Raw genomic sequence first — 12,505 nt, 5'->3', positions numbered from 1 at the left:
CGGTCACCCACACTCAACTCGGAAGAGCCACTAATCCGATAGGAAGCCGACACAGTAGATCCGCCGTATTCGCTACGACCCGGGAAATACACGCCAAAGCACCCTCGTTGAAACAACTCTTCCGGCTGAGAAATATCTTTATCTACCTCAAGACCCCATTCCCAGCGCTGAGCTTGAATAAACGCACCGTCATCTTCTCCAAGGGATGCGTTTCCCTTCATCTCCCCTTGGTAGACACCACAAAAATACTCAGTGCTCTCCGTTGAGGCACCACGCGCACGAACCACCTTCAGACCCGAGTCTTCACGCACTGTCAGTGATGGTGCAGCCGGGTACCCCTCAGGAGAATGGCTTGTCAATCCCATAGAACCCGGCTGCCAACGGCTCATCTGCACCATGTATTCTTGCGATCCACTCAGCTGTTCAAGCTCAACCACAATCTGCTGACCCGAAGGAATTTTAGACAGCCACTGCCCTGTATCACGGTGAATATGGGGACGAATTACCTCATATAAGGCTGACTCTTCTTGATTCCCCATCAGTTCTACCGACGGAAGCGCATGCACCCCTACAAAAGGGCCCGAAAAGGGAAGAAGCTGAAACCACAGAATGACATTATCTGCACCATTAGTCGGCACCCATGCTTCACGAAGCGGGGCAACAGTGCATCCATCTATTTGCTGGGGAGACCCAACAGAGCCCTGAATACCCCATGCCGTGCTCTGAGGTGCTGCGAAGAAACTTACCAGGGCAAATGACGAAAGCCGGCACACATGCCGGCGTGACAGTTCAGACATGATAGTCCTTAAATTAAGTTGAGTGATGACAATAGTGTGTGGCGTTTACGCTTCGTCGACGCTCTATACACCACACTCCTTCAACCCTACTCTGAAAATTCACCGTTTCGAGTATTCACAAGCAAATATTTCATTCTCGTGAAAAAATATATATCAATATAAACTTGAAGTTTATTAAAATCTCACTTTAAACTTGAATATTTATGTAACTAGAACTTTAGAAATATCTTTAAAATCTGAACTTTCAGAAATATTACAAGCCCCACCGCGCAAAGTACTTGTTGAAATCGACCTCTACAAAGCCCTGGGCAACAACTCCGAGCACAACAAAAGGGGGCGTGCCCACCGCCTCCAGCACGTACGAAAACTCGCACGAACCAGACGCAGGGAACACGCCCCCTACAAAACCGGGTGCACCTAACGGTGCGGCAGCTTAGTGACCCTCAGCTGCAAAACGGTCGATAGCCTCCTGGACCATCTTCTCAGCAGCAGCCAGGTCTTCCCAGCCCTCGCCCTTAACCCACTTGCCGGGCTCCAGGTCCTTGTAACGCTCGAAGAAGTGCTGAATCTCAGCCTTCAGCTGCTCGGGAACATCAGCCAGGGACTTGATGTGGTCGTAACGCTTGTCGGTGGGAACGCACAGAACCTTAGCGTCGCCGCCAGCCTCATCGGTCATGTTGAACACTGCGACCGGGCGGGACTCAACCAGCACGCCGGGAACAACGTCAACATCCAGGATCAGCATTGCGTCCAGCGGGTCGCCGTCCTCACCGAGGGTGTTCTCGAAGTAGCCGTAAGCGGTGGGGTACTGCATGGAGGTGAACAGCACACGGTCCAGGCGCAGGCGGCCGGTCTCGTGGTCCACTTCGTACTTCACGCGGGAGCCGCGGGGAATTTCAATAGTGACGTCGAGTTCCATCGGAACCTTCTTTCTCGTGAGTTAGAGTCACTTTCGCGGCGACTTTGGCGCGCAAGGTGCGAAAGTTAGGTGTTGAACTCACCCATTGTAACCCGTTCACCCACACCGAAACCGCGTATTCGGCGCCAAAACCAGCGTAATTTACCACGCTCACACCACAGTTAACGTTCCGCCTAGTCCCGCGCCCGCCAGCGCACCCCGCCGCCACACCCGGCCGCCGTGCCGGGCGCCCCAGATAGGGTTTGTGAAGGGCAGCAGGAGCGTTGCATGAGCATCCCAGCACCGGCGCGTAAATTCGATAGGCACCCCATCTGCCCGCTATGCTCAAAAGATGCCTTCCAACAAGCACAACGCCCAGACCACCACCCTCACCCGCCGCGCCGCGCTCACCCTCGGCGGCATGCTCCTCCTCACCGCCTGCGGATCCGCCGCAACCGAACAGAAACGCCCCGAAGGTTCCGCAAGCCCCACCGGCAGCGCAACCGGCAGCCCCGACGGCACCGCCGAGGCGACCGCCTCCGCAACCCCCAGCGCCACCCCGACCCTCGCACCCGCACTACCCGAAGCGGAACTGGAACAGCTACGTGCCGCCCTCACCGCGCTCTTCGCGGACGGCACCTACCCGCAGTACAGTCTGCTCGTCACCGGCATGGACGGCAACCTGCCCAGCATCAAGGCAACCACCGCACCCGCCGACCTGTACGCCACCAACGCCGACACCGCGCGCGTGCCCGCCTCCACTTTTAAGGTGCTGACCCTGTTCGCGCTCAACCACTACGCGAACCTGCAGGCACGCCTGCGCACCCGCGTCACCCGCGACGCCGCCGGACTGTACCTCATGGCAGGCGGCGACACCCTGCTCGGTGCGGGCGCCTCCAACCCGAAGCAGATTGTCGGACGCGCAGGCCTCACCACCCTCGCCGAGCTGACCGTGAAGGCGCTTCTTCAGGGCGAGAAGCCGACCGCGGCGCTGCCCGTCTACCTTGACGGCACCTTCTTCACCGGCCCCGGCGTAAACCCCGGCTGGGATGACGCCGACGTGGCGTCCGGCCAAATCACGCCCATTCACCCGATTGCACTCGAATCGCACACGGTGCCGGGCAAGTCCACCGCAAGAAACCCGGTACGCCCGGACGATGCGGCGGTTGCCGCCCAGCAGGCGTTCGTGGATGCGCTCAACACCGCCGGCAAGGAATCCGGCATGAGCTTCACCCTCGCAGAGCGCCGCACCGCCCCCGCGGAAGCAACCGAAATCGCCGCGGTCGAATCGGCAACCCTGCTGGAGCAGGCACAGCACATGATGCTCGAATCCGATAACGCCCTGGCTGAGGTGCTTGGCCGTTGCGCCGCCATTGCCGCAGGTAAGGAAGGTAGCGGCGAGGCGGCACAGCAGACCGTGCGCCAGGCACTCGTGGATGCCGGCGTGAACATTGAAAACCTGGTGCAGGCAGACGTGTGCGGCATGTCGCTGACGGACCGCGTGACCGCCCGAACCCTCGTGCAGGTCGTGGCTCTGCTGAATGCTGATGAGCATGCGGAGCAGCTGATGAGCACGTTCCCGGTCGCGGGCGTGAGCGGCACTCTGTCCGGTCGTTTTGGTGCGGCGAACGCCGTGCACGCGCGCACTTTTGTACAGGCGAAGACCGGCACCCTGTACACGGTATCTTCGCTGTGCGGTGTGGCAACCCGACCCGACGGCACCCGCCTGATTTTCGTGATTATTCTGAACGATCTGGGCGGCTCGGATGCACTGCCCGCCGCGAAGGAACGCGTGGACGCGGCGGCGGCGGCGATTGCGAACCGTTCGACCGCGCCGAGTGCTTCTGTTGCTCCCTCTGCGGTAGCGCCGAGCGCTTCGGCGGCAGTTTCTACCGCGGCTGCGGCGGGTGCAGCCTCCTAGCGTGTATGCCCGGATAGCCCCGAAAGCCCCCTGAATCACCCCGTGCAGGTTGATTTTCTGTAGTGTTTCACGTGAAACCTGAAAATCAACCTCTCGGGGCGAGGGGGCACGGGGTGCCGATAGACTCCTCAACCGGGACTCGCGCCCGCTCCCTACGGCGGGGTTTCACTCCCGCCCTATTTCTCTCTCCTCCAGCAGAAAAGTCACCATGGACCTTACCTTCACCCTCGCTGATCTGACCGCCACCTCCACCTGCGAGTTGCGGCTCTACACCGAGCTTCGGGAGCGTGCGCAGAAGCAGTCTGCCCACCCGACCCCCGAGAAGTCCGAGCGCGCCCACGAAGTGTACCGCGAGTGCCTGCAAGTACTAACCGAAGGTGGCATGGTCGGCAGTGGAGTAGTCAGCGGTGAAGTAGTCGGCGGTGAGCACTCGGGCGGCACACCGCGCCCGGTGCCCCTGGTGGCGACCTCCGCGGCGGGACTGACCTACACGGTGGAGCTCGACCGTCTGGAGTACTCGCCTGAGAACAGCACCGCCGAGAGCAATACCGCCCGAATCGTCTGCACCCCGCATCTGAGTGAGGCGGCGCATCGGGCGCTATTGCGCGGTGCCCTGGCGGCTCACCTGCTGACCGCTAGTGCAACCGCGAGCACCGAGAATGCCGAGAATGTGAGGCGCCTCGACCTTCATCTGGAGCACGGCGCAAATGAGTACTGCGCGGGGTCCGAATCGGAACCCTCTGAGCACCACTCCCCCGTTCCTCAACCTCATCGGGTTGATTCGTCGCGTATTCTGCCGCTGATTCGCCTGCAGGAGCAGCGCCTCCTGCTGCTCACCGAGGCGCTGAACGAGGGTGTAGAACCGGCGGAACTTGCCGAGCGCATCCCCTATTTTCTGACCTGCGACGAGTGCCCGGCGTGCCTGAACGCGGCGGCATCTCTTGCCCTCGCGACCGAAGCCCCGGAACTCGTCACCGAAGACGCCGTTGAAGACACTGCCGAAGACCCCGAGACTGAGGAGCCTCCGGTCATGTACCGGGTACCCGCCGCGATGGAGAACGACAGCGAACAGTACCGCCTGCAGTGCCTGCTGGATGCCCAGCTCGCCTCCCTGGAGGAGCACGCGGCGGAGCACGGCTGGGGTGCCGGCGAGCTTGAGGCGGCGATGCTGCTGTCCATGACGAACTACCACCGCCGTGAGCGCGCCCCGTTCTGGCGGGAGCACATTCGCCGCCTGGAGGACGGCCCGACGGCGTGGGTGGCGAGCCGCGATTACGCGTACCTTGATCGAGTGCAGGTGCTTTCGGTGGAGCATGCGCATGCTCTTCTGAACACCCCCGCAGACCTGGAGGCGCTTGCCGCCGCCATGAAGGAGCCCACCGAGGTTGAAGACGCCCCCGGCTGGTATCGTGTGCGCGGCGCGCAGGTGCGCCTGTTGCGTGCGCGAATTGATGCTGACCCGAGCCTGGTGATTGCGCCCTCTGACCGTGCGGTTTTTTGTGCGTATGATGCGGGTTTGAGCCCGCAGATTGCGCTGGACCGTATGGAGTCGCAGGTGAATTATTTCCGTGCGTCGAATCCGGGTGAGCGTGTGCCCGCCGAGTTGGCGGCGACGGGCTTCTTTGGCATGCGTGTGCTGGCTGTGGCGCAGGGTGGTTTCGGTGCCGGATCCGAAGGCTCCGAAGAGGTAGCAGAAGAGTCGACCGGTGAGTTCCTGGAGGTGCTTCTGCAGGAGCGCATCCGCGTGAAGGATGAGCCGCACCGTGCCCTGCCTTCGGGTATTGGTCCTGGCGATCCGGTGTCTACGGCGACGATTGAGGCAGCTTTGCAGGCCGATGTGCACGGGCTGCTTTTCGATGGTGCGCTCATGCCCAACGACCCCGTGCTTAATGGCCCCGTGCCCGGCGAGGGTTCCGAAGCTTCCAGCGAGTCCGCCGAGACCTCTGACCCGCCCCGCGCCCTGCCGAGCGTACTCGATGCGGCGGCTTCGCTGACGGGGGTGAAGAGCGCCTCCGCGGATTTGCTGTTCCGCCGCGCACCGCGCCTCAAGAGGAGCGCATCTAACGCCAAAAATGCAGAAAATCTACCCCGTGAGGTTGATTTTTCCGGCTCTAACCTGCCCACGGTGGATGCCGTGCACGCGGCGGTTCGCGCTCTCGACCATTCCTATGTGGCGGTTCAGGGCCCTCCGGGTGCGGGTAAGACCTTCCTCGCCTCGCATGTGATTGCGTGCCTGGTGGCGGAGGGCGCGAAGGTGGGCGTGGTGGCTCAGTCGCATGCGGTGATTGAGAACCTCATGGCGGCGTGCTGTGCCCGCGATGGTTTTGATGTTTCGCGTGCGGTGCGTCTGCGCGGCAAGTCGGTGACTCCGGACGCCCCGTGGTCTGAGGTGTCTGATTCTGAGCTGGTGGAGCTGATTTCTGGTGCGGGCGGCCTGCTGTTTGGCGGCACGGTGTGGGATTACGTGAGTGAGCGTCGTGTGCCTGCCGAGTCGCTGGATGTTCTGGTGGTTGATGAGGCGGGCCAGTTCTCTCTGACGAATACGGTGGCGGCGGCTCGTGCGGCGCGTTCGGTGCTGCTGTTGGGCGATCCGCAGCAGTTGCCGCAGGTGTCGACGGGTGTGCACCCGTACCCGGTGGATGCTTCGGCGCTGGGCTGGTTGTCTGATGGGGCGGCGGCGCTGGATCCTCGTTTTGGCTATTTCTTGGGTGAGTCGTGGCGCATGGATTCGGCATTGTGCGAGCGGGTTTCGTGGCTGTCGTATGATGGCGCATTGGCGAGCGCGGCGGCGACGGCTGGTCGCGCCCTGCAGGGTGTTGCGCCGGGTGTGGTGTCGTATCCGGTGGAGCATGCGGGTTGTTCGGTGCGTTCTGTGCAGGAGGCGCAGGCGGTGGTGGATTGCGTGCGCGAGTTGTTGGGTCGTGAGTGGGTTCCGGCGGCTGGTGCTGAGCCGCGCCCGTTGGCGGCGGAGGATTGCATTGTGGTGGCGGCGTATAACGCGCAGGTTGATTGTGTGCGTGAGGCGCTGATTGCTGCTGGTTTGGCGGATTCTTCGGGTGCTGGCGTGCGTGTGGGCACGGTGGATAAGTTCCAAGGTCAGGAGGCTGCGGTGGTGTTGGTGTCGTTGGCATCGTCGCGGGTTGATTCTGGGCGCGGTGCCGGGTTTGTGCTGTCGCCGAATCGTTTGAATGTGGCTGTGTCGCGCGGTCAGTGGCAGGCGGTGTTGGTGCATTCGCCGTGGGTGGCGCGTTCGGTGCCGCAGGATGTCGAGGAGGTACTGGCTCTGTCGGGCTTCGCGGGCCTGGTGGAGTAGCACCCCCAGTGCGGCCCTTATTCTGCGCTCTTCTACACTCCCCCGCCAGCTACGTTGCGGGTCTGACTGTAACAGGGTCTGGCGGAGCCTGGTTGCGGGTGTCTTTGGTGTGCCCAGAATCGGGTTTAGCTGAGGTTCAGCCGAGGTTTAGTTGGGCGGAAACACCAAGAATGAATTATAGTCAAACTAACCCTAATGTCAATACTCAAAATGAGGAAAGTTTTTCAACTAGCGTTCATGTATATGATTCACATCTCTTATAGAATCTAAAGTATCGCGCGACACACTTCTTGTGCGGGGGCTCCCGATGAGCCGCCCCGTGCATCCTCAACCACCCCGTGATGACCGGCGGGCACAGGCAAAAACAGACGAATACAGGCAGGCGCAGCCGACTGTCTGGGTATTCACTCATACGATTGCGCGCTACGAATTGCGCACAATGAACTACGCACGACGGATTGCACGCCGCGCGACACCATAAACCCCATCGTGGAGGTCCCCCATGAGTGTCAACACCGAGCTACTCAAGAATAGAGATTTTCGAAATACTCTCTTCGCCATTGGAGCCAACCAGCTCTCAGACTCGATGAGTTATATCACCACGCCCATCATTATTTTGGCGCTGACCGGCTCCCCCGAGGCCGCGAGTATCACCCTCTTCGTCGCGGGTGTTCTCGCCACCTGCGCCGGAGCAGTATCTGGAACGTGGGTCGACAGAATCGGCCCCTCAAAGTGCCTGGCGCTGTCCTGTATTGGCCAGTCACTGTCCTGGGTGGCGATTCTTCTCTACCTCGTTTTCAACGTCACCAACATTTACGTTTTGGTGATCACGATTTCTCTCGCCGCCATCATTTCCACCTTCGACTACCCGAGCGAGCAGTCCATCATCACCCGTGTAGTCCCCAAGGAACACCTGGGGTACGCCTCCGGTATGGGCGAGACGCGTGAGTCCACCGCTAACCTGCTGGGCGGCCCGGTCGCCGGCATCATTATCGGCTTCTCGACCGTGCTCATGACCGCAGTTCACGCGGTCATCAACCTGCTGGCATTCATCGTCGCACCCAAGAGCTACGGCGCTAGTCGGCAGCCCGCGGAAGAGGAGGAAGGGGAGAAAACCAGCTTCTGGCAGGACTCAAAAGCCGGTTTCGAGTACATCCTGAAGAACAAGGTGCTGGTGTCCATTGCGTTCGTTTCAACGCTTGCAAACTTTGGAACGGTCGGTATTCCGCTCACCTTCATCTACTACTACACCCTGGAGGGCGCACACCCGCTCTTCATCGGCATCTTTGCGAGCGCCTTCGGCGTGGGCGTGCTGCTCGGCTCGTTCCTGGTCGGCCCGCTGACCGAGAAGTTTGCGCTCGGCCCGCTCGGTATCACCTCCCTGGCCATCATGTCGGCCTGCTACCTATTGTTGCCGGTGGTTCATTCGATGCTGTGGGCGGTGTGCCTGCTGATTGTGCTGGCGGGCATTGTGCTCCCCTCCTTCAATTCGAGCATCATTGCGTACATCAACGCATCCACCCCGGAACACATGATCGGTCGCGTGCACTCGGTGCAGGGCATCCCGAACATGGCGCTGACCCCGCTGGCTGTTCTGCTGGCAGGCTTCCTCATTGTTGATTGGGGTATTACGTACACGGCGCTGTTCTACGCGGTGTTCATTTTCCTGTCGCTGGTGGTGATGGTATTCCAGAAGCCGCTGCGTCAGCTGCCCCATATCTCGCAGGTAACGAACGCACAGTAGTTCCGCGGTAGCCCCGTCTATCAACTCCACTCAACGCCCCCGAAAGCGAATAATTCAACGTGCACTTGCATGAAAATTATTTTCCTTTCGGGGGTGTTCTACGTCCTTTCGAGGATTTCTGCACACAGTGCATTCTCACGATAATTCCCCTTATCAATGCGCATTTTTAGGGGTTTAAATGTTGCCGGTATTACGGCGAACCTTACGCCGCTTGTTGAAGGTTTTACGGCATAATAGGAAGGTGTTCGTTCTAACCTTTATTCAACGTTCCGCACAGCACTCACTCACTGCACTGTCGGACGAACTCGCAAAGCTCAACCCGCGTGTTGCCTTCGCCCAGACATACCCTGACGAAATTCAGGGCGCCTTCGACCGCGCCAGCGACGCACTCCACGCGGCGCTCATTGCCGCGCGCGATAACGGCTTCTGGGTCGGCATCGGAATCGGCGAGCTCAACATCCCCCGATTCGCAGGCGCACTCGGTGCCGTCAGCACCACCGACTGCACCGGCGACGCCCTCGAATTCTCACGCCTCGCCGTCGAAGAAGCACAAGGAGGCGCACCCGTACGCTGCATCAGCGTCAGCGCTGACAACCGCCACCTCGCCGACCTCGCCGCAGGCTCCGCACGCCTGCTCTACCGCGTATGTGCCGACCGCACCGACGCCGAATGGCGCGTAGTAAACCTGCTTGTACCCGGCGTGCGCGGCCAGCAGAAGGCCGCCGCAACCGCACTCGGCATCACCACCCAGGCAGTCAGCCGCACCCTCGTCCGCTCCCTCTGGCACGAGGAGCAGGCGGCACGCGGTGCGCTCATCGAACTGCTGACCCGTATTGACCGTTCGCGCCGCCGCGCCACCTAACCGCCGCCGCGCATCCCTCATTCTTTCGCGCCTGCCAGCCTTTCGTACCTGGTACCTGCCAGCCTTCTGTACCTGCCGGCGCGGAACCGAACACCTGATCCCGCCCGTGATGGTCGCCCCCTGCCAGGGGTGAACTATCCGGGCGGGACGCTTTTTAAGCCCGCGCTGAATACCCTGTAGCTCGACGGGCAAAACCAGAGAAAAGGTAAACTTATCTTTATGCCTCTTTCAGAACTTTCCGTCAGCACCCAGAACTACCTCAAGGAAATCTGGAGCCTCGAAGAATGGACCAAAACCCCTGCCACCGCATCCGCCCTGGCAGAACGCATGGGCCTGCGCATTTCTTCGGTATCTGACGGCCTCAAGCGCCTCGCCGCCGCCGACCTGATCGAGCATCAGCCCTACGGCGCTATTGAGCTCACTGAAACCGGCCGCTCCTACGCGCTGGCAATGATCCGCCGCCACCGCCTCATTGAGACGTTCCTCGTGGAGACCCTCGGCTACACCTGGGACCGTGTGCACGACGAGGCGGAGGTTCTGGAGCACGCGGTATCCGACTTCATGGTGGACCGCATCGACACCCTGCTGGGGCACCCGACCCGCGACCCGCACGGCGACCCGATCCCGGATTCTTCGGGGCATATTAGTTTTCCGCAGACCGTGCCGCTGAGCCAGTGCGAACCCGGCGAAACAGTCGTGCTCGAACGCATTAACGATGACGACCCGCGCCTGCTGCGCTACCTGCAGGGCCACGGCTTTGTGCCCGGCGTGCGCCTACACATTGAGGAGGGTGCGCCCTTCTCGGAGGCGGTGAACGTGAGCGTGGTCGGTGCCGGTTCCGGCAACCTGCACGAGACGGACGCGGCCGGTGCGGTGAAGCCCGGCGGTACCATTATTCCGTTGGGTGCGGAGGCGACCGCCTCCCTGTTCGTGTCCCGCACGGTGCGCTAGATACAGGGCGGTAGCGGCACCCTAGAATTTCAGAAAATAGCGCTAGGCGGAGGTCCCATGAAGGGCCTCCGCCTAGCGCTGTATTGAGTTAGTTTTAGGAAGCTGAGGGCTCAGTTTTCGTTGCGGCAGTGCTGAGTCGGCGGGCGCGCATCCTGCCCAGCAGACCGTAGCGCGGGGCGAATACGTACGCCAGGGCGAACAGTATGCCCTGCGTGACGACCACGGCACCACCGGGGGATACGTCCGCGTAGTAGCTGGCGTACAAGCCGGTCAGCGTGCCCACCAGGGAGACTCCCACGCTCACCGCGAGCATCGGCACGAACCGGTCCGTGATGAGGCGCGCGGTGGAGCCGGGGATGACGAGCATCGCCACGACCAGCACCACACCCACGATCTGCAGTGCCACCACGGAGGTTAGCGCCAGCATAATGAGCAGCAGCGCGCCGAGCAGACGCGGACGCAACCCCACCGCCTGCGCAAAGCCCGGGTCGAAGGCGTACAGCACGAAGTCGCGGCGCTTGACCAGCAGCACGGCGGCAACAATCACCGCGAGGATGGCGACCTGCCAGACGTCCGACCAGGACACGCCCAGCACGTTACCGAAGAGAATATGGTTCAGGTCGGTATTCGACGGCGTAACCGAAATCAGCACCAGACCGAACGCAAACATGGTCGTGAACACGATGCCGATCGCGGCGTCCTCGCGCACGCGGCCGCTGCGCCGCACCCCGCCGATAAGAGTTACCGCCACGAGGGCGGCAACCACCGCACCCACTGCGAAGGGCGCACCAAAAATATAGGCGAGCACCACACCGGGTAGCACCGCGTGCGAAATGGCATCCCCCATAAGTGACCAGCCGAGCAGCACGAGCCAGCAGGAGAGCAGAGCGCAGACGGCGGCGGCAAGCACGGTGACCACGAATGCGCGGAGCATGAAGGGCAGGGTCAGCGGCTCCACCAGAAAGTTGAGGATGTCCATTTAGTTCTTCCCTTCCGCAGAGCTGTTCGTAGTAGTGCCGGAGGTAGCCGCGCCGGGGGCAGCGGCACCGGTAGCGACCGACGCGCCGGCGTCCACTTCCATGCCGAAGGCACGCACCAGGTTCTCGGGGGCGAGCACCTTCTCGGGGGTGTCGTGCATCAGAATATCGCCGCGTAGCAGTAGCGCCTCGTCGGCGAACTGGCGCAGGCTCGCCAAGTCGTGCGTGGAAACCAGCACGGTCGCGCCCTCGTCACGCAGCTGTTCGATGACCTGAATGAGCATCGCTTCGCTACGCTTGTCCACGCCGGCGAAAGGCTCATCCAGCAGCAGCAGCTGGGCGCCCTGAGCGATAGCGCGTGCCACGAAGGCGCGCTTACGCTGACCGCCCGAAAGCGCCCCAATCTGACGGTCGGCAAGGTCGGTCAGTTCCACGCGGGCGAGCGCCTCATCCACGGCGGCACGGTCTGCGGCACGCAGGCGGCGGGTGATGCCGAGGTTGCGGTAGCGTCCCATGCTGACCACCTCGCGCACGGAGATGGGGAAGGTCCAGTCGATTTCTTCGCTCTGCGGCACGTAGCTGACGAGCCCGGCGCGGTGATGGTGCGCGTTCTTGCCGCGGCTGCCACGGTTACCGCCGACGGGCTGCCCGTCGAGGGTGATGCTGCCGGCGTGCATGGGTACGACCCCCATGATGGCTTTGAAAAGGGTGGATTTGCCGGAGCCGTTCATGCCGATCAGGCCGCAGATACGCCCGGTGTCCAGGGTGAAGGATGCGCCAGTGAGGGCGCGGACTGGCCCGTAGTTCACGTGCACATTTTCGCAGCTGAGAAGAGTGCTCATTCCTTGTGTTCTTTCTGGTGGTCACCGTATGCGTGGGGCGGGTGTACTTGCTTGCGTGTTGCTGAGTGGGTGCTGTGTGAGCGAGTGTTAACGGCGTGGGAGGAGCGGAGCCAAGAAGGCGACGCCCCTCCTATCCTATCGGGGGTTTGGGGTTTACCCAGGGTTTTCGATGCCGGGGTTGGCCCGGGTTTATGCCGGGT

The 12,505-nt window shown here is 61.7% G+C and carries 9 protein-coding genes; 5 read left to right on the top strand and 4 right to left on the bottom strand.

The annotated features are described in order from the left end of the window. Both HMPREF2884_RS09180 and ppa read right to left on the bottom strand, forming a co-directional pair. On the bottom strand, positions 1-797 hold a 797-nt coding region (locus HMPREF2884_RS09180), incomplete at its 3' end, for a hypothetical protein (protein WP_141753509.1). A gap of 433 nt (positions 798-1,230) precedes the next feature. Further along, positions 1,231-1,716 carry an inorganic diphosphatase gene (gene ppa / locus HMPREF2884_RS06140; RefSeq protein ID WP_005504328.1) on the bottom strand — a complete coding sequence of 162 codons (486 nt, stop codon included), beginning with the start codon at positions 1,714-1,716 and terminating at the stop codon, positions 1,231-1,233. Positions 1,717-2,047: 331 nt separating this feature from the next. Here ppa and dacB point away from each other — a divergent pair, with 331 nt between their 5' ends. The 5 genes from dacB (at position 2,048) to HMPREF2884_RS06115 (ending at position 10,486) form a co-directional block, all read left to right on the top strand. Next, complete coding sequence (gene dacB, locus HMPREF2884_RS06135; protein ID WP_070616286.1) at positions 2,048-3,616, top strand: D-alanyl-D-alanine carboxypeptidase/D-alanyl-D-alanine endopeptidase; 1,569 nt, start codon at positions 2,048-2,050, stop codon at positions 3,614-3,616. Positions 3,617-3,824: 208 nt separating this feature from the next. Then, positions 3,825-6,929, top strand: coding sequence for a DEAD/DEAH box helicase (locus tag HMPREF2884_RS06130; protein WP_070616285.1), 3,105 nt, complete (start codon positions 3,825-3,827; stop codon positions 6,927-6,929). A 502-nt stretch (positions 6,930-7,431) separates the two neighbouring features. Next, positions 7,432-8,673 (top strand): MFS transporter, encoded by a 1,242-nt coding sequence (locus HMPREF2884_RS06125; RefSeq protein ID WP_070616284.1) that lies wholly within the window; start codon positions 7,432-7,434, stop codon positions 8,671-8,673. Positions 8,674-8,914: 241 nt separating this feature from the next. Further along, a complete protein-coding gene (locus tag HMPREF2884_RS06120) occupies positions 8,915-9,535 on the top strand; it encodes a hypothetical protein (protein ID WP_005507641.1) in 621 nt (206 codons plus the stop codon). 219 nt (positions 9,536-9,754) lie between these two features. Further along, a complete protein-coding gene (locus HMPREF2884_RS06115; RefSeq protein ID WP_005504316.1) occupies positions 9,755-10,486 on the top strand; it encodes a metal-dependent transcriptional regulator in 732 nt (243 codons plus the stop codon). 94 nt (positions 10,487-10,580) lie between these two features. On the opposite strand, the gene HMPREF2884_RS06110 is transcribed toward HMPREF2884_RS06115, so the two are convergent. Continuing rightward, positions 10,581-11,465: a metal ABC transporter permease gene (locus HMPREF2884_RS06110; RefSeq protein ID WP_049346253.1), complete on the bottom strand. Its 885-nt coding sequence runs from the start codon at positions 11,463-11,465 to the stop codon at positions 10,581-10,583. Next, positions 11,466-12,305, bottom strand: a complete 840-nt coding sequence (locus HMPREF2884_RS06105; RefSeq protein WP_070616283.1) for a metal ABC transporter ATP-binding protein — start codon at positions 12,303-12,305, stop codon at positions 11,466-11,468. Positions 12,306-12,505: the final 200 nt, after the last annotated feature.

The organism is Rothia sp. HMSC073B08 (genome assembly GCF_001812975.1).
In the GTDB taxonomy this organism is placed as follows: Bacteria; Actinomycetota; Actinomycetes; order Actinomycetales; family Micrococcaceae; genus Rothia; species Rothia mucilaginosa.
This window is presented reverse-complemented; position numbering and strand designations above follow the sequence as displayed.